Below are 17151 nucleotides of genomic sequence, written 5' to 3'. Positions count from 1 at the left end.
TTATACAAATATAATCAAACAATATTATTACCCAAGATAGACAAAGTTTGTGTTAGAAACTGTCTATACATATTTATAACGAAATGGAGCGAATGCTTTATATGAAAAATCGCTATGTACAAAAAGGAATTTATGCTGCGGTATTTACCATGGTGGCAGTACAAACCCAGGCAGCTACTCCGGTGGATTTTTCCAATCTGGTAGAACAGGTGAGTCCTGCGGTTGTTAGTGTCAATGTCGTTAAAAAAATGACAGAGCAGGAATTACTGCAGCAGCAAGTTCCTGAAATACTAAAACGTTTCTTTGGTAATCGGGTGATTATTCCTCAGCAACAGGCACCACAAGAAAAAACCGGTTATGGCAGCGCATTCTTTATTAGTAAAGATGGATATTTGCTGACCAATCACCATGTGGTAGAAGATGCTTCTAAAGTCACGATCATGCTGAACGACCGCCGTGAAATTGATGCGACTGTGGTTGGAAGTGATGAGCGTACCGATGTTGCACTTTTAAAAGTTAATGGCTCGAATTTCCCTGAATTACGTACCGGCAATGTTGATCGACTCAGAGTGGGAGAGCCGGTACTGGCGATTGGTTCACCCTTTGGTTTTGATTATTCTGCATCAGCCGGCATTGTCAGCGCAAAAATGCGTAACATGATGGGCGAAACTTCAGTTCCGTTTATCCAAACCGATGTGGCCTTGAATCCCGGCAATTCGGGTGGTCCACTGTTTAACCAAAACGGTGAAGTGGTTGGGGTGAACTCGCGCATCTTTAGTGGTACTGGCGGATATATGGGCTTGTCATTCTCTATTCCGATTGATGTGGCCATGGATGTGGCAGAGCAGTTGAAAAAGAATGGCAAGGTGACGCGTTCATACTTAGGCATAATGCTGCAAGATATTGATCGTACCCTTGCAGAATCTTATCACCTGTCCAAACCTGAAGGTGCACTGGTGACACAGGTGGCGCCAAATTCACCCGCAGCCAAAGCCGGCTTTAAGTCGGGCGATGTAATCTTGAAATATAATGGCTCACCCATTTCAAGAACTTCTGATTTGTTGAATTATTTAAACCGGACGACACCGAATCAAAACATTCAATTGCAAGTTTTACGCGATGATAAAATCCGTAATATCTCGGCGACCGTGACCACTGCTCCAGATGATACCCCGGCAAAAGTGGAACAAACTGCTGAGCAAAAAGGTCCGGTTATCGGTGTTAGTATTCGTAACCTCACAGCCGCTGAACAAACCCAGCTGAATATCAAAGGCGGTATTTTGGTTGAGGAAGTGAAGCGAGGGGGTATTGCTGCACAATCGCGTATGGCTGCAGGCGATATCATTACTCAAATCAATAATAAAATCATTCTGAATAGTAACGATTTTATTAAATCTGTGTCTGAGTTGAAAAAAGGTTCAATTGCACGTGTTTCGGTTATTCGTCAAGATCAACGCGCAATTTTGGGTATGCGGATTGAATAGTCCCGATCAATGAACAGTAAAACCACTCTAAAAATGAGTGGTTTTTTTATATTTTGCAATTTTACTCGATCTTAAAATTACGTAGACTGTGTTTCCTTGAACGAAATTTTTGCAAAGAGTAAGGATTTAAACAATATATGAGCACAGTTTTTGATTTAGAAATGACCGTTCAAGCAGATCATATTGACAGTTTGGGGCATGTAAATAATGTAGTGTATATGCAATGGATACAGGAAGTTGCTACTGCACATATTGAGGCCTTGGGTTTGGGACTTAAGGAATATCTTGAGCTGAAGCATGCGATGGTAGCGATTGAGCATCATGTGCAATATCGTAAGGCTGCGTTTGAAGGCGAGAAAATTATCTTGCGCACCTGGTTAAATGATCTCAATGCACTCTATTCTTTCCGCCAATATGTTTTCTATCGTCCTCAGGACCAAAGTATTTTATTTACAGGAAGTACCAAATGGGCCTGTATCGAAATCGCAACAGGTCGACCAAAACGCATGTCACCGACGTTTACCCAGGCTTATCAACCGATAGCCGCTGATATTAATCCGCTGGATTTCACCCATATTCATTTGAAAGGTGAAGATTGATACATATCTACCTGTCAACTAAAGCTTAAAAAAACTGATTTCATTGCTGTCATTACATTTATAAATCAATGCGTGGATGAGGCGGATGTATCGCAAAGTTTTGCAGAAGAAACCGACTATTTTTAAAAGCTCACTGTATTTTTAACTATCTACTGCTTATACTGTGCAACATCTTCGGAATATCCTTTTTTGCACGTCATAAATGCTTTGTTCATTCAAGTATGTGATTGTGTGTTTTGATTTAGAGTAGTTTATGGCAGTTGCTAAAAAGTCAGTTAATATCAATAATATACGAAATTTTTCGATTATTGCACATATCGATCATGGTAAGTCGACGCTTGCAGATCGGTTTATTCAAACCTGTGGTGGTCTACAAGCGCGTGAAATGCAAGCGCAAGTTCTCGACTCTATGGACATTGAGCGCGAACGCGGAATTACCATTAAAGCTACGTCAGTAACCTTGTATTACACCCATCCAAATGGTCAAGAATATCAACTTAACTTTATTGATACTCCAGGACACGTCGACTTTTCCTATGAAGTATCACGCTCGCTAGCAGCCTGTGAAGGAGCTTTACTGGTTGTCGATGCTGCACAAGGTGTTGAAGCACAATCTGTTGCCAACTGTTATACCGCCCTTGAACAAGGTCTTGAAGTTCTTCCTGTTTTAAACAAAATTGATTTACCTCAAGCCGAACCTGAGCGTGTCGTTCAAGAAATTGAAGATATTATCGGAATTGAGGCGACAGAAGCACCTACATGTTCTGCAAAAACTGGCTTAGGCGTTGAAGGTGTTTTAGAAACACTGGTCAATGTGATTCCACCGCCAGTGGGTGATCGGGATGCTGCTTTACAAGCCTTGATTGTCGATTCTTGGTTCGATAACTATTTAGGCGTGGTCTCGCTAGTTCGTATCAAACATGGTCGTATCCGTAAGGGCGACAAGATGCTGGTCAAATCGACAGGTCAAACCCACATCGTGACCTCAGTGGGTATTTTTAACCCTAAACACACTGAAACAGGTGAGTTGGAAGCAGGTGAAGTGGGGTTTGTCATTGCAGGGATTAAAGATATTTTTGGTGCGCCAGTGGGCGATACCCTTACTTTGTCTACGACCCCGGACGTTGCTGTTTTACCTGGTTTTAAAAAGGTTAAACCGCAGGTCTATGCAGGTCTGTTCCCCATTGATGCCAGTGATTTTGAACCGTTCCGTGAAGCACTGCATAAATTACAGATTAATGACTCTGCATTGTTTTTTGAACCGGAAAGTTCAGATGCCTTAGGTTTTGGTTTCCGTTGTGGCTTCTTGGGTATGCTGCACATGGAAATTGTACAAGAGCGTTTAGAGCGTGAGTACGACTTAGACCTGATCAGCTCTGCACCAACGGTCATTTATGAATCTTTAATGAAAAATGGCGAAACCATTTACATCGATAGTCCATCAAAAATGCCTGATGGTTCAATGGTTGAAGATTTACGCGAACCGATTGCTGAATGTCATATTTTGGTTCCTCAAGAATACTTGGGTAACGTCATGACTTTATGTGTTGAGCGCCGTGGTGTTCAAAAAGAAATGAAATTCTTGGGTAAACAAGTATCTTTGACCTTTGAAATTCCACTGGCTGAAGTGGTAATGGACTTCTTTGACCGTTTGAAATCATGTTCACGTGGTTTTGCATCACTCGATTACAACTTTGTTCGTTTTGAAAGCTCATCACTGGTAAAAGTGGATGTCTTGATTAATGGTGACAAAGTGGATGCCTTGGCGATGATTGTTCATCGTAATGATGCACGTCACCGTGGTATTGCGCTGGTCGAGAAAATGAAAGAGCTAATTCCACGTCAAATGTTTGATGTCGCGATTCAGGCTGCGATTGGCGCACAAATCATTGCGCGCTCTACTGTAAAAGCAATGCGTAAAAACGTATTGGCTAAATGTTATGGTGGTGACGTTTCACGTAAGAAGAAACTGTTGTCTAAGCAAAAAGAAGGTAAGAAACGCATGAAGCAAGTGGGTAGTGTTGAAATCCCGCAAGAAGCGTTCCTGGCTGTATTGAAAGTAGAAAGATAATAAGATTGAGGATATAAGCCCATGGATTTTGATTTTAATTTAATCCTTGTACCAGCGACACTGGTTTTCTTTTTGGTGTGGTTGTTGGATAAGTTTGTCTTTAAACAAAGACAAACTCTAGGCAAGGATAATGAAAATTTCATTATTACATGGGCTTATGACTTCTGGCCGGTGTTGGCCGTTGTCCTGATCCTGCGTTCATTTTTATACGAACCTTTTAATATCCCATCAGATTCTATGGTTCCAACTTTAGAAACTGGCGACTTTATTCTGGTCAATAAATTTAATTATGGAATACGATTACCTATCGTCAATACAAAAGTGATTGATGTGGGTGAACCAGAACGCGGTGATGTGATTGTATTCCGTTATCCACCCCAGCCGACCATTAGCTATATTAAACGTGTAGTCGGTTTACCCGGTGATCATATTGTTTATGATCATGGACAGCTTTCCATTAACGGGAATAAGGTTGCTAAAGTTCCAGTTGAATTTAGCCGTGAAAAAGATATTTTAGATACACCCGCGTCAATTTATCATCAAGAAACATTGGGTAAACATACTTTTAAAATGCGTGAGCTTGAAGATGTAAATGTCGCACGCCAGGCACCATTTATTAATTATGTTGAAAATGGTAAATACTCGGCTGAAAATGGTTTATATTGGGAAGTCAAAGTTCCACAAGGTCATTACTTCGCGATGGGGGATAATCGTGATCAAAGTGCTGACAGTCGTTTTTGGGGCTTTGTACCAGAAGAAAACTTAACGGGTCGTGCATTCTATATCTGGATGCATAAAGAACCTGGATTTAAATTGCCGTCATTTAATCGTAACGGTAAAATTGATTAAGCATGATTGGAAAAATAACAAATGCGTAAAAATCAACAAGGTGTATCATATATTGGGATTTTGATTGCAATTATTGGTTTTGCTTTTTTAGCAAAAATTGCAATTGCAGTGTGGGGACCCTATTGGGATGATCGAGTGGTAGATAGTCAGATTACTGAGTTAATGCAAAACAGTCCGGCAAATACAGCTCCTTCAAAGTTTACAAGTCAGATGAGTCAGCGTTTAGACATGAACAATATTCGCGATCTTAAATTCGATGAAATTGCGCAAGTTACAAATATTGATGGTCTGGAAGTGAAAAAAGATTATGAGATAAGAAAGCCGTTCTTACTCAATATAGATTTAGTGTTAAAGTTCGAGAAAAGTTTTGATCAAAGGTCAGTCCAAACTAAGTGATATGCACTTAGTCAGCCGTATCGGTTATCAGTTCAAACAGCCTGAATTATTGCAGCTTGCACTGACACACCGCTCGGTAAGTCATAAATCTAACTATGAGCGTCTAGAGTTTTTAGGCGATTCATTGTTAGGGATGATCATTGCCCATTATTTGTATCAAGCCTACCCTCATGAAAATGAAGGGCGTTTAACGCGTATGCGTGCCACATTGGTTCGTCAAGAAGCATTAGGCAAAATTGCAAACGATTTAAAACTTGGTCCGTGTTTAATCTTAAGCACGGGTGAGTTGAAATCGGGTGGACATCATCGAGAATCTATTCTTGCTGATACTGTAGAAGCGATTATTGGTGCAATTTATATCGACTGCAATGATTTAAAAACCTTGCAAGAGATCGTACTGAAATGGTACGTGCCATATTTAGACCATATTGAGCCTACAGACCAACTCAAAGATCCCAAATCACGTTTACAGGAATATTTACAAGCACGTAAAAAGCCTCTCCCTATTTACGATGTAGTGGATATTCAAGGTGATGCCCCGAATCAGCATTTCAAAGTGGAATGCATTATCGAGGGCTTGCCTGTATTGTACGGTGAAGGATCCAGCCGTCGCTTTGCTGAGCAAGCAGTAGCGGCAGATATCTTAAAACAATTGGAGCAGTAATCTGCATGACCACACATTCTGATCACATCGATGCTGATCACGAGCCGCAAAGCAACGGCAATGACCTGATTAATGATTTTTTCAGTTCACAAGGCACAACTATTCCTAAAGATTTTAAAAGTGGATTTGTCGCCATTGTTGGACGTCCAAACGTGGGTAAATCTACGTTAATGAATCATATTTTAGGTCAAAAACTTTCGATTACTTCACGTAAGCCGCAAACCACTCGTCATAAGATTGTCGGTATTGATACGCGTGAAAAGTCTCAGGCAGTATTCGTGGATACGCCAGGGATGCACAAAAAAGAAGTCCGTGCCATCAATAAAATGATGAACCGTGCAGCAACCTCGGCACTACGTGATGTAAATCTGGTGCTGTTCGTTGTTGATGCTCAAAAGTGGACTCAAAATGATGAGCTGGTTTTGGAAAAACTGAAAAATGCTGAAATGCCAGTAATTTTAGTGATCAACAAAATTGACACTTTTGAAAATAAAAACAGTGCTTTGCCATTGATTCAAGAACGAGCGAAATTAATGAATTTCGCAGAAATTGTTCCTGTTTCAGCTTTACGTGCATCAAATCTTGATCACTTGCGTGACACGATTGAAAACTATTTGCCGTTCCAGCCACCTTTGTATGCATTGGATCAAATTACCGATCGTTCAGAACGTTTTCTGGCGTCTGAAGTGATTCGTGAAAAGATCATGCGTCAGTTGGGGGAGGAACTGCCGTATGATTTAACCGTGCAGATTGAGTCATTTAATACTGAAGAAGCAACGATTAATGAAAAAACCGGTCGTCCAAAACCAGCCTGTACCTATATCGATGCGACAATTTTTGTTGATCGCCAAGGCCAAAAAGCCATTGTGATTGGTGAAAAAGGCACCAAGCTGAAAAAAATCGGTATGGATGCGCGTGCGGATATGGAAAAAATGTTTGAACAAAAGATCATGCTGACACTTTGGGTTAAAGTGAAAGGCGGTTGGTCTGATGACGAACGTGCATTGAAAAGTTTGGGTTATAGCGATATCTAAACCGTTTTGATAAGTAACGCTTTTATAGGGAATAGTGATGATCAAAGTATTGGCAGTTGTAGCATGTGTTTTATTTCTGCAAGGCTGTATTCATAAACTTGTCACTGTCCCTGTAAAAGTGGCTTATAAAACCACGAAGGGCGTAGTTAAAGGAACTGCTGCTGTCGTGGGGGCGGTCATTCCTGATGGGGATGATGAAGAAGATTCTAAAAAGAAAAAAGACTAGATTTAATTATTCATGCGAAATGAAGAGTTGCATGGCTATTTAATCCATCACCGTAAATACCGTGAGCGCAGTCATATCGTGCATTTGTTTACACAGGAGCATGGTCGCGTTGATGGAATATTAAGACAAACTCCACCTCCGCAATATCAACCGATTTGCTTGCAGGCTTCAGGAAAATCCGATCTTAAAAATTTCACTAAACTTGAAATTGTCAATCAGCCGGTTTTTTTCTTTGGCGATGCCTTCTTTTCTGGCTTTTATTTGAATGAACTTATTCTTCGTTTGTGTCCAGTTGAAGTCGAAATGCCACAGACCTTTGTGCAATATCATCTGGTCTTGCAACAGCTGCAGCAATTGGCACAGCACGAAAATCCTCATGTTTTTCTCAGACAAATTTTGCGTCAGTTCGAACATGCACTGCTAGAAGAGCTCGGCTATGCACTCGACTTTAGCACCGATGCTCAGCAAAATGAGATTCAACAGACCCAAAACTATATATTTCAGCTCAATGAGGGTTTTATCCCAACCGCACAACAGTCACGCTCAACTTTAGCGGGACAGCAAATTCTGTCGATGCGTGATTATGAAAAGGGTAGGGATTTTAATCCGGAGCAGTTACAATTGTTGGCGCAACTGTATCGGCAGATGATCACCTCTCTTTTGGGAGAACGACCGCTGAAAAGCCGTCAATTGTGGGTTCAAAATACTCAATCTAAATCTTAATTTTTAATCATGGTTAGGAAATTGTTATGGCTGCTTTGCTTGGTGTAAATATTGACCATGTGGCGACATTGCGACAGGCGCGCGGAACCACTTATCCAGATCCAGTCAATGCTGCATTGATTTGTGAACAAGCCGGTGCAGAAGGGATTACTTTGCATTTGCGTGAAGACCGTCGTCATATTCAAGATGATGATGTGCGTCGTATGCGTCCGTTATTGAAAACGCATATGAATCTGGAAATGGCAGTGACCCCTGAAATGGTTGAATTCGCCAAAGAAATCCAGCCGCAGCATGTTTGCTTTGTTCCGGAAAAACGTCAGGAAGTGACCACTGAAGGTGGTCTGGATGTTGTAGGTCATTTTGAAGATGTCAAAGCAGCCACCCAAGCCTTGACTGCAATTGGTTGTGAAGTGTCTTTGTTTATTGATGCCGATATTGCACAAATTGATGCCGCGATTGCCTGTGGTGCACCGACCATTGAAATTCATACCGGTGCCTATGCCGATGCGAAAACAGCAGAAGCACAGCAGCACGAACTTGAGCGTATTGTTCAAGGTGCAGAATATGCAGCCTCTAAAGGTTTGCTGGTGAATGCAGGACATGGCTTAAACCTTGAGAATGTCACGCCAATTGCGCAAATTCCACAAATTCATGAACTCAATATTGGTCATTCCATTATTGCCGATGCTGTATTTATCGGGTTGGCTCAAGCCGTTCAACAAATGAAAGCTGTCATTAAATCAGCAAGATAAGTTTTTAGAATTATGTCGTCAATAAATTATGATGATCTCATGAAGCCGGTTCTTGGCTTCTTGGGATGTGAAACACCGAAAGCATGGTTAGATGAGGCAATGAATAACTTAGAGTTGCTCATGCAGGATCATGCCAATTGTGAAAAGAAAGCAGCAGGTACTGCCATGAACCTGATGTTTCGCTACACCTTCTTTACCGATTTACAGGTCAAACTGGCACAGTTGGTGCGTGAAGAAATGTTGCACTACGAACAAGTACTTGAGTTGATGACCAAACGCGGGCAGGAATGGCAATCGATTAGTGCGGGCCGTTATGCAGGTGGATTGCGTAAAGAAGTACGTACTTATGAGCCTGAAGCTTTAATCGATATTATGGTGATTGGTGCTTTTGTGGAGGCGCGTTCATGTGAACGTTTCTATGCGCTCGCACCGCTAGTAGATGAAGACTTGGGTAAATACTACCGTTATCTTCTCAAGTCTGAATCTCGTCACTTTGAAGATTATTTGGCATTGGCACTGGATGTTGCTCAAACCTCAAAGTTAAAAAATCCTAAAGAAGATATTCAGCAGCGTATTGCACACTTTCGTGAAGTGGAAAAAAACCTGATTTTAACTCCAGATAATTTATTCCGTTTCCATAGTGGTGTGCCGAGTAAAGCGGCTTAACCTATTAGAGTTTATTTATAGTTCTTTGAAAAATCCTCTATTTGAATAGGGGATTTTTTATATCTGATTTTTTAGAATCGTAAAATAAAAATGCCAACCTAAATGGATTAGATTGGCATCATTAAATCAGGCTAATTTTTATTTAGGCTGAATTAAGCTTCAATGGTTTGAACGGCAATTTTCTTGGCAGGATCGGCTTTACGACGTACTGCTGGAACAGGTTCGCCATAATATTGACGGTCAGCAAAGTAGCTTGAACGAACCATCGGTGCAGCCCAGATATTTCTGAAACCGAGCTTTTGGCCGTGTGCGGTATAGCGTTCAAATTCTTCTGGAGTAACGAAGCGGTCAATCGGTGCATGCTGCTTGGAAGGCTGTAAATACTGGCCGATGGTGATGTAGTCCACATCATGTGCGCGAAGATCATCAAGCAGTGTCAGCACTTCTTCTTCAGTTTCACCTAGACCCACCATCAAACCACATTTGGTTGGAACGTCAGGGCAGTACTCTTTAAACATTTTAAGCAGGTCTAATGAGTGCTGATAATCAGAACCCGGACGCATCGCTTTATACAAACGTGGCACAGTTTCAATGTTATGGTTAAATACGTCTGGTGGACATTCCGTCATAATGCGTAAAGCCACATCCATACGACCACGGAAATCGGGAACGAGAATTTCAAGTAGCGTTTTTGGACTTAATTCACGGGCTTCTTTAATGCAGTCTACAAAATGCTGAGCACCACCATCGCGAAGGTCATCACGGTCAACAGAGGTGATCACTGCATATTTCAAACCCAAGTTAGAAATCGTTTCTGCCATGTGACGCGGTTCGTCTGGATCAAGTGCATTTGGGCGACCATGTGCCACATCACAGAACGGACAGCGACGGGTACAGATGTCACCCATGATCATAAAGGTTGCTGTACCGCCACCAAAACATTCTGGCAGGTTAGGACAAGCAGCTTCTTCACAAACAGTATGTAATTTTTGTGCGCGTAATGTGGTTTTAATCCGTTGAACTTCATCAGGAGCCGCCATTTTGACGCGGATCCAGTCCGGTTTGCGTGGCGTTTCAACCGTAGGTACAACTTTTACAGGAATACGAGCGACCTTCTCTGCGCCACGAAGTTTGACACCCTGTTCTGGTTTACGGTTTTCAGACATATTCAACTTTTCCACTGTTTTTGACGGGGGAGATGCGAGACATAATAGCCCTGTTATTATAACGAACTTAGGCTCAAATAGGGCAAAAACGATATTCATTTAAAAAATGTTGTCATCACTCAATATATGTCAGCTAAATACACCAAATGCATGGGAATTACGTCATAATATAGCTTAGATTGAGTAAATAGATTTGATTAAAGGAGCGTTGAATGCCACGTAAAAAAGAGGTCGTTAGTGGAACTTTCGTTAAATACGACGCGGTAGTTCTCGGTTCAGGCCCTGCTGGTGAAGGCGCAGCAATGAAACTTGCCAAATCTGGCAAGCGTGTTGCAATTATTGATATTCGTGAGCAGTTGGGTGGTAACTGTACGCATGTAGGAACCATTCCAAGTAAAGCATTACGTCAAACCGTATCGAGCATTTTACGTTACCAACGTGATCCAATGTTCCAGAAAGTGGGTGACTGGAAACAGTTCACCATGAAACAAGTATTACGTAATGCTCATAAAGTGATTCAACAACAGGTTGAAACCCATTCTCGTTTTTATGACCGTAATAAAATTGATATTTATCATGGTCGTGCTTACATTCAAGATAAAAATACTGCACTGATTTTCAGTGAAGACGGTATTAAAGAAACCATTATTTTCCAGCAATTGGTGATCGCGACAGGTTCGCGTCCGTACCGTCCAGCGGCGCTTGATTTTAATCATCCACGCGTATTTGATTCAGACAAAATTTTGGATCTTGATTTCTCAATCCAAAAAATCATCATTTACGGTGCTGGTGTCATTGGTTGTGAATATGCCTCGATCTTCATTGGGCTGGATCATAAAGTTGATTTGATCAATACACAGCACAAATTACTCAGCTATCTAGATGACGAAATTTCTGATGCTCTGTCTTACCGTTTGCGTGAACAGGGTGTATTGATTCGTCATAATGAACAACTGGATCATCTTGAAACATTTGATGATCACGTGGTGATGCATTTACAAAGTGGTAAGAAAATTAAAGCCGATGCCATTTTATGGTGTAACGGCCGTTCGGGTAATACCGATGGTTTGGGTCTTGAAAATGTAGGAATTCAACCAAACAGCCGTGGTCAGTTAACGGTGAATGAGCATTACCAGACTGAAGTAGAAAATATCTATGCTGCCGGCGACGTGATTGGCTGGCCATCACTTGCTTCTGCTGCTTATGACCAAGGTCGTTGTGCCGGTTCAAACATGAGCGGTGAAGATGTTGCACCCGTAACGGATATTCCGACAGGTATTTATACCATTCCGGAAATTTCATCGATTGGTAAGACTGAACAACAATTGACTGAAGAAAAGATTCCTTACGAAGTAGGGCAAGCATCTTTTCGTCATTTAGCGCGCGCACAAATTACTGGCGATACTGTGGGTGAATTGAAGATTTTATTCCACCGTGACACGCTGGAAATCTTGGGCGTACATTGTTTTGGTAACAATGCTTCCGAAATTATTCACATTGGTCAGGCGGTGATGAATAGTGGTAACAACACGATTAAATATTTTGTTGAAACCACCTTTAACTATCCAACCATGGCGGAAGCCTACCGTGTAGCCACATTGAATGGTATGAACCGTTTATTCTAAGCTGAAGCTTTGACTTAGATAAAACCCGCAAGTGAAAACTTGCGGGTTTTATGATTCAGGTCAGTGAAATCAGATCAGTTCAATCAAAAAAATCACTATCAGCGGGATATACTGAAAAGTTCTCTTTTAACGAAAGCTGATAAAAGAGCAATCAGGCTGCCATTTTTCGGCACTCTTCCGCACATTGACGGCAGGCTTCGGCACAGCGCTGACAATGTTCATCCTGATGCTTGCCGCATTCTTCCGCACAGTAATCACAGGCTTTAGCGCATAAAGCACACATCTCCTGCCTAAAAGGCGACTGTTTCTGCTCCATACGAGCGCAGAGCTGACAGATGTCAGTACAATCCAGACAGCGCTGAATACACTCGCGCATCATATCTAAATGTTCTTCTTTTAGGCAGGCACTGGCACAGGTGGTGCAGGCCAGTGAGCAGTGCATACAGGCTTGGGCACAATCTGAAAAATGGCTGTTATTCATATTTTTCTCCTTGATGTGATGCATTTTGATCATTGAATACGCTAATCAGAAAAAGACAAATACACTAGTTCGATTGGGTGAGAAAAAGTAAATAAAGCAGGGATTTTGTTAAATTATTATTCTATAAAAATAGATTTTCTCAATCATTTTAATTTTGCAGATAAGGAGTGTGAGCAGCGCATGATCTATTTCAAAACCTATTTCAAAACCTATTTCAAAACCTATTTCAAAACCTATTTCAAAACCTATTTCAAAGTCTATTTCAAAAAATCACCATTGAGCTGGTTATTCTCAATGGTGAAATATAAAGATCAAAGATTAGAGGTCATGAGTTAAATCATTTTAGACAATTTAATTAGAGTTTCTTTTTATCTTTATTTTTTATTAAAAAGGACGACTCCCTGCCAGACTGATTCGTTTTAGTAATCGGCGCTGATCAGATGGAAAAGGACGACGCGAGTGTAAAGTCACCTGATTATCCCAAAACACGATATCGCCAATTTCCCAATTATGTTCATAACGGAATTCAGGCTTGAGGATATGCTCGCGCAATGAAGAGATTAATTCACTGCCTGCTTGATCATCATAATTCACCAATTCCACTTCACTTCGTGTATTTAGCCAAAGTGCTTTACGACCACTTTCAGGATGGGTGCGTACTAATGGATGTGGATAAGCATGCCCAATAATTGGTTGATCTTTAAAGCGGTATAAAGGACTTGTGCCATAGCCATTGCTATCATGGTCTTGAAGCTGTTGCCGACGGACAAATGGGTTATAGGTAATCAGTTGCAACTCATCTATATGTTTTTGAGTGTCACGGTCTAAAGCCTCATAAGCCTGAATGGTGTTGAACCATGAGGTCTGGCCACCATCTTCTGGAAGTTCAATGGCATAGAGTAAGGAACCGAAAGAGGGTTGTGGCGTCCATTGGTGATCAGCATGCGGTGAAAGTTCACCATGACCGGTGTAATCACCTTGACCCACGGCATTCGACACCGGAATCACATCGGGTGGCGTGCCCGTATCTGATTGCGTGGCAAGGACTGGATTGTCTGCACTGGGACGGAATATAGAGCCAAAATAACTGGTAAAAGCCAAGTACTGCAAATCATCTAAGGTCTGTTTTTTAAAAATTAAAATCAAATGTTCAGCGAGGGCTTGTTTCAGCCGGTAAATCGTTTCACTAGCTTGCGCTTTACGGGCATCCAAACCAAAAACAACGGCACCTAATGCTTCATCTTGTAAGGGAATAATACTGATTTCTTCTGGGTTTTGAAATTGTTCTTGCTGATGCCAACGTGGTGCATCATGAATGGCTTGGGATAGTTGGGTAAGGCTGGTCATTGTTTTCTCAAATTATTTTGCTGTGAGAAAAATCTAATCAAAAATGACCCGAATACCAAATCAAAAGAAGTGCTAAGCTTATGAAATAACAATGAAAAATTATTAAATGAATGATTGTTAAACTTTTAATATAAACAGCAAAATAAAGCAGTTTTTTTGCTGTTTAGATGCTGATTTTTAAGCATTAATGTGGGCAGAATGCTTGATTGAAGTATTCAAACAGCTGCGGGGTTTTGAACCACAATAAAATGGCTAAACTGATGAATCCAATTACAGCCAGGGCAATCATGGCTTTTAATCCAAAGAGAGAATCAGTCATGAATTACAGCCTCCTCATTGACGAAGAAATGCACCACGATACCCAAGAGACTCAGCAGGATCGAAAACATCCACACCATATTGTAGTTGCCAGTCATGTCGTGATTGACACCACCGAGCCATCCGCCAAAAAAAGAACCGACTTGATGGGTAAAAAATACGATGCCACTGAGCATGGAGAGGTATTTAACCCCGAACATATTCGCCACAATGCCATTGGTCAAAGGTACGGTAGAGAGCCAGAGTAACCCCATAATGACGCCAAAAGCATAAATTGTCCATGTGGTTAAAGGCAGTGCCAAAAAGCCAATAATGGCGATCCCACGTAAGCCATATAAACCCATCAATAAGCGAGGTTTAGAATATTTTCCGCCCAGCCAACCTGCAGTATAGGTCCCGACTATATTAAATAAACCGACTAAGGCCAGGAAAATGGTGCCTGTGGTTGCATTAAATCCATGATCAATCAGATAACCCGGTAAATGAATCCCAATAAATACCACCTGAAAGCCACAGACCAAAAAGCCCAAGGCCAGGAACCAAAAGGGAGTATGGTTTTTGGCAATCACCAAAATTTGTTTAAAGCTTAAAGCGGGCTTGCCGGTAAGCGAAGATGCGTTGGGAGCGACATACATCGGTGCTTTTAACATCCAAGCCAAAGGAATAATCAGGGCAATTAAAATAGCACTGACGATCAGTGCGGCTGACCAACCAATATTTTGTAAAAGCAGTAAGGTCGATGGCAACATGATGAATTGCCCAAAAGAGCCTGCGGCACTGGCAATCCCCATTGCAAGGCTGCGCTTTTCAGGATGGGCGGCACGTCCTACAGCAGAAAGTAACACTGGAAAAGAGGTTGCGGATAGGGCTAAACCCAAGATTAACCCTACGCTTAAATTTAGCATTAAGCCTGTGGAGCTGAATGCCATAAGCAATAAGCCGATGCTGTATAAAGCGCCGCCCACAGCAACGACAATTTTACTGCCATATTTATCCGCAAAAGCACCGGTGATGGGCTGTACCGCACCCCAGATCAGGTTCTGCATTGCAATAGCAAGGCTAAAGACATTATGTCCCCAGCCAAATTCATGGCTCATGGGCACCAGATATAAACCGAAAGCATGACGCACGCCGAGGGATAACGCCAGAATCAGTGCACTTCCAATTAACATGTAAATAAGAGGTTTGGAAAAACGTGTATCTGACATAAGTCGTCCATGCTGCAATTGCGGTGTCGCTATGTTATTAGATTCCGAATAGGGAAGCGATTAAATAAAATTTAAACAAACGATAAAATTAAGTTATAGAAAGTTTTATGAAATCAAAAAAAGACGACATAAAGCCGTCTTTTTCTTAAAAAGACTTTTAGAAGCGAATTCCTACACCGGCATAAGCCAATAATGGGTTAATCTCGATATCGGCCTTAGAGCGGATTAATTCACCGTGAGTGGCATCAGTCACGGTAATGGTGGTTTCATTTTTCATGTGCGCATAGGAAACTGAACCAACCGCAAACCACTTGTCATTAAAGTCATAAGTAAAACCAACAGTTGCGATTGGGGCAATGGCATCCGTTGCCTCTAGTTCAACTTGAGGATTGGCTTTGCTCAGTTTGCCCTCTAGCGAAGCGCCGGCATTGCCTTCTTTAATATTGGCAATCATATGGCCTGCCGCAATTAAGTCCTGTTCGGTGCGCGGGTTGATTTCCAGCTCATTGAAATAAGCATACATGACGCCTAAGCCTACATAAGGGCGGAATTTATTGACTCCGGTTTTACCAAAATGATATTGGAATTCAAAGGCAGGTGTCCATGCACGTGCTGTGGCAGCAGGACCATTGGCTTCTAAATCGGTAATAAAAATATCGTTTTGCAGATCAATATTGAGGAATTCCAGCGGTAAATTGCCAATTTGGGGTGTGGCAATGGCAGAAAATGGCGCATAAATTTTACCTTTTCCTTGTAAGTCGACTTTAGGCGGAATGCCCGCTTTCATTTCAAAGGAAACATGATCGGTAAAGAAATAATTGGTCATAATGCCAAGAGTCGTGACATCATCTGCCTCTAAGCCGGTTCCTGGATTGTCCCATTGCTCTAAACCTTGAATCTTTGCACTGCCACTGAGGTTACTACCGAGTTGACCGCCTGTAAGAAAACCTAATCCCTTTAATACTGTCGCCAGAGCTTTTTGATCCACATCGGGATTCAGGTTGTTTAATACGGTATCGACTTGAATGTCACCATTTTTGGAAACTTCACCATTTTTAACTGCAGTATTGACTTGAAAGGGCTGAGCTTTACCTTGAGGCATGACATGTAGTGCACCAACAGAAACAGAAAAGCGTTTAAATCCATCACCATCTTGTAGACTAAAATAGGGTGAATCGGCATGACTGATTGCAGGTAGAGCAGCAAGAGACGACATAATACAAAGTAGCGACTTTTTCATTCAGGGACTCCATGTCCATTTTACGTTTTTAAGTTTTTTTCTAATTTTTATTATATGGTTGAAAAATCACCTGACTGTTATTTAAAAATATAAATCTAGTTGTGTTCCTGTAATTATTTTGCTTATTTGTTATCAATAACATAGATAAAAATAATTTTTTGTAACTTCATTTTTTTGCTTATTGGTAAATTTATAAGGGTTTAAGATGGAAAATAATGACGCAAATATTTAGATATTTTTAACGCATTTTGATGTGTTTTTTAAGTCCGTTGTAGTGGTATAAACCACTATTCAGCTGCTAT

At 41.3% G+C, this 17151-nt stretch carries 18 protein-coding genes; 12 read left to right on the top strand and 6 right to left on the bottom strand.

Going from position 1 to position 17151, the window contains the following annotated elements:
- Window positions 1–101 precede the first annotated feature (101 nt).
- The 11 genes from E0H81_RS00500 to E0H81_RS00450 all read left to right on the top strand — a co-directional run bounded on the left by E0H81_RS00500 (window position 102) and on the right by E0H81_RS00450 (window position 9464).
- Window positions 102–1484, top strand: coding sequence for a Do family serine endopeptidase (locus tag E0H81_RS00500; RefSeq protein ID WP_131315680.1), 1383 nt, complete (start codon window positions 102–104; stop codon window positions 1482–1484).
- A 137-nt stretch (window positions 1485–1621) separates the two neighbouring features.
- Complete coding sequence (locus E0H81_RS00495) at window positions 1622–2083, top strand: acyl-CoA thioesterase (RefSeq protein ID WP_131315678.1); 462 nt, start codon at window positions 1622–1624, stop codon at window positions 2081–2083.
- 253 nt (window positions 2084–2336) lie between these two features.
- Complete coding sequence (lepA, locus tag E0H81_RS00490; RefSeq protein WP_131315676.1) at window positions 2337–4154, top strand: translation elongation factor 4; 1818 nt, start codon at window positions 2337–2339, stop codon at window positions 4152–4154.
- Between the two features lie 21 nt (window positions 4155–4175).
- The gene (gene lepB, locus E0H81_RS00485; protein ID WP_131315674.1) at window positions 4176–5003 is read left to right on the top strand and encodes a signal peptidase I; all 828 of its coding nucleotides are present in this window, start codon (window positions 4176–4178) and stop codon (window positions 5001–5003) included.
- A gap of 21 nt (window positions 5004–5024) precedes the next feature.
- Window positions 5025–5399: a DUF4845 domain-containing protein gene (locus E0H81_RS00480; protein WP_131315672.1), complete on the top strand. Its 375-nt coding sequence runs from the start codon at window positions 5025–5027 to the stop codon at window positions 5397–5399.
- Window positions 5371–6063 (top strand): ribonuclease III, encoded by a 693-nt coding sequence (rnc, locus tag E0H81_RS00475; protein WP_131315670.1) that lies wholly within the window; start codon window positions 5371–5373, stop codon window positions 6061–6063. Before E0H81_RS00480 ends, rnc begins: the two co-directional genes overlap by 29 nt.
- Window positions 6064–6068: 5 nt before the next feature.
- A complete protein-coding gene (era, locus tag E0H81_RS00470) occupies window positions 6069–7097 on the top strand; it encodes a GTPase Era (RefSeq protein ID WP_131268867.1) in 1029 nt (342 codons plus the stop codon).
- 37 nt (window positions 7098–7134) lie between these two features.
- Entirely contained in the window at window positions 7135–7323 is a 189-nt protein-coding gene (locus tag E0H81_RS00465; protein ID WP_131315668.1) for an NF038104 family lipoprotein, read from the top strand.
- A gap of 12 nt (window positions 7324–7335) precedes the next feature.
- A complete protein-coding gene (gene recO / locus E0H81_RS00460) occupies window positions 7336–8046 on the top strand; it encodes a DNA repair protein RecO (protein WP_131315667.1) in 711 nt (236 codons plus the stop codon).
- Window positions 8047–8072: 26 nt separating this feature from the next.
- A complete protein-coding gene (gene pdxJ / locus E0H81_RS00455) occupies window positions 8073–8798 on the top strand; it encodes a pyridoxine 5'-phosphate synthase (protein ID WP_131315665.1) in 726 nt (241 codons plus the stop codon).
- Window positions 8799–8810: 12 nt separating this feature from the next.
- Window positions 8811–9464: a MiaE family protein gene (locus E0H81_RS00450; protein ID WP_131268870.1), complete on the top strand. Its 654-nt coding sequence runs from the start codon at window positions 8811–8813 to the stop codon at window positions 9462–9464.
- Between the two features lie 152 nt (window positions 9465–9616).
- Here E0H81_RS00450 and lipA read toward each other — a convergent pair whose 3' ends face one another.
- The gene (lipA, locus tag E0H81_RS00445; protein WP_131268871.1) at window positions 9617–10630 is read right to left on the bottom strand and encodes a lipoyl synthase; all 1014 of its coding nucleotides are present in this window, start codon (window positions 10628–10630) and stop codon (window positions 9617–9619) included.
- A 212-nt stretch (window positions 10631–10842) separates the two neighbouring features.
- Between lipA and sthA the strand changes: the two genes are divergently transcribed.
- Window positions 10843–12255, top strand: a complete 1413-nt coding sequence (gene sthA / locus E0H81_RS00440) for a Si-specific NAD(P)(+) transhydrogenase (protein ID WP_131268872.1) — start codon at window positions 10843–10845, stop codon at window positions 12253–12255.
- A 151-nt stretch (window positions 12256–12406) separates the two neighbouring features.
- Here sthA and E0H81_RS00435 read toward each other — a convergent pair whose 3' ends face one another.
- The 5 genes from E0H81_RS00435 to E0H81_RS00420 form a co-directional block, all read right to left on the bottom strand.
- Window positions 12407–12736 (bottom strand): four-helix bundle copper-binding protein, encoded by a 330-nt coding sequence (locus tag E0H81_RS00435; RefSeq protein WP_131315663.1) that lies wholly within the window; start codon window positions 12734–12736, stop codon window positions 12407–12409.
- A gap of 384 nt (window positions 12737–13120) precedes the next feature.
- Window positions 13121–14083: a TauD/TfdA dioxygenase family protein gene (locus E0H81_RS00430; RefSeq protein WP_131315661.1), complete on the bottom strand. Its 963-nt coding sequence runs from the start codon at window positions 14081–14083 to the stop codon at window positions 13121–13123.
- 184 nt (window positions 14084–14267) lie between these two features.
- Window positions 14268–14402, bottom strand: coding sequence for a hypothetical protein (locus E0H81_RS16300; protein WP_268916188.1), 135 nt, complete (start codon window positions 14400–14402; stop codon window positions 14268–14270).
- Window positions 14395–15609, bottom strand: a complete 1215-nt coding sequence (locus tag E0H81_RS00425; RefSeq protein WP_131315659.1) for an MFS transporter — start codon at window positions 15607–15609, stop codon at window positions 14395–14397. Before E0H81_RS00425 ends, E0H81_RS16300 begins: the two co-directional genes overlap by 8 nt.
- Before the next feature lie 157 nt (window positions 15610–15766).
- Window positions 15767–16849 (bottom strand): OmpW/AlkL family protein, encoded by a 1083-nt coding sequence (locus E0H81_RS00420; RefSeq protein WP_131315657.1) that lies wholly within the window; start codon window positions 16847–16849, stop codon window positions 15767–15769.
- Between the last annotated feature and the right edge of the window lie 302 nt (window positions 16850–17151).

It is taken from the genome of Acinetobacter terrestris (genome assembly GCF_004331155.1).
In the GTDB taxonomy this organism is placed as follows: Bacteria; Pseudomonadota; Gammaproteobacteria; order Pseudomonadales; family Moraxellaceae; genus Acinetobacter; species Acinetobacter terrestris.
Note: the sequence above shows the minus strand (reverse complement) of the source record. Positions and strands in the feature narration are given on the sequence as shown.

Bases quoted from the DNA above. Each gene is read 5' to 3' on its own strand.
- E0H81_RS00500 (WP_131315680.1), top strand. From the start codon at position 102: ATGAAAAATCGCTATGTACAAAAAGGAATTTATGCTGCGGTATTTACC.
- E0H81_RS00495 (WP_131315678.1), top strand. From the start codon at position 1,622: ATGAGCACAGTTTTTGATTTAGAAATGACCGTTCAAGCAGATCATATT.
- lepA (WP_131315676.1), top strand. From the start codon at position 2,337: ATGGCAGTTGCTAAAAAGTCAGTTAATATCAATAATATACGAAATTTT.
- lepB (WP_131315674.1), top strand. From the start codon at position 4,176: ATGGATTTTGATTTTAATTTAATCCTTGTACCAGCGACACTGGTTTTC.
- E0H81_RS00480 (WP_131315672.1), top strand. From the start codon at position 5,025: ATGCGTAAAAATCAACAAGGTGTATCATATATTGGGATTTTGATTGCA.
- era (WP_131268867.1), top strand. From the start codon at position 6,069: ATGACCACACATTCTGATCACATCGATGCTGATCACGAGCCGCAAAGC.
- E0H81_RS00465 (WP_131315668.1), top strand. From the start codon at position 7,135: ATGATCAAAGTATTGGCAGTTGTAGCATGTGTTTTATTTCTGCAAGGC.
- recO (WP_131315667.1), top strand. From the start codon at position 7,336: ATGCGAAATGAAGAGTTGCATGGCTATTTAATCCATCACCGTAAATAC.
- pdxJ (WP_131315665.1), top strand. From the start codon at position 8,073: ATGGCTGCTTTGCTTGGTGTAAATATTGACCATGTGGCGACATTGCGA.
- E0H81_RS00450 (WP_131268870.1), top strand. From the start codon at position 8,811: ATGTCGTCAATAAATTATGATGATCTCATGAAGCCGGTTCTTGGCTTC.
- lipA (WP_131268871.1), bottom strand. From the start codon at position 10,630: ATGTCTGAAAACCGTAAACCAGAACAGGGTGTCAAACTTCGTGGCGCA.
- sthA (WP_131268872.1), top strand. From the start codon at position 10,843: ATGCCACGTAAAAAAGAGGTCGTTAGTGGAACTTTCGTTAAATACGAC.
- E0H81_RS00435 (WP_131315663.1), bottom strand. From the start codon at position 12,736: ATGAATAACAGCCATTTTTCAGATTGTGCCCAAGCCTGTATGCACTGC.
- E0H81_RS00430 (WP_131315661.1), bottom strand. From the start codon at position 14,083: ATGACCAGCCTTACCCAACTATCCCAAGCCATTCATGATGCACCACGT.
- E0H81_RS16300 (WP_268916188.1), bottom strand. From the start codon at position 14,402: ATGACTGATTCTCTCTTTGGATTAAAAGCCATGATTGCCCTGGCTGTA.
- E0H81_RS00425 (WP_131315659.1), bottom strand. From the start codon at position 15,609: ATGTCAGATACACGTTTTTCCAAACCTCTTATTTACATGTTAATTGGA.
- E0H81_RS00420 (WP_131315657.1), bottom strand. From the start codon at position 16,849: ATGAAAAAGTCGCTACTTTGTATTATGTCGTCTCTTGCTGCTCTACCT.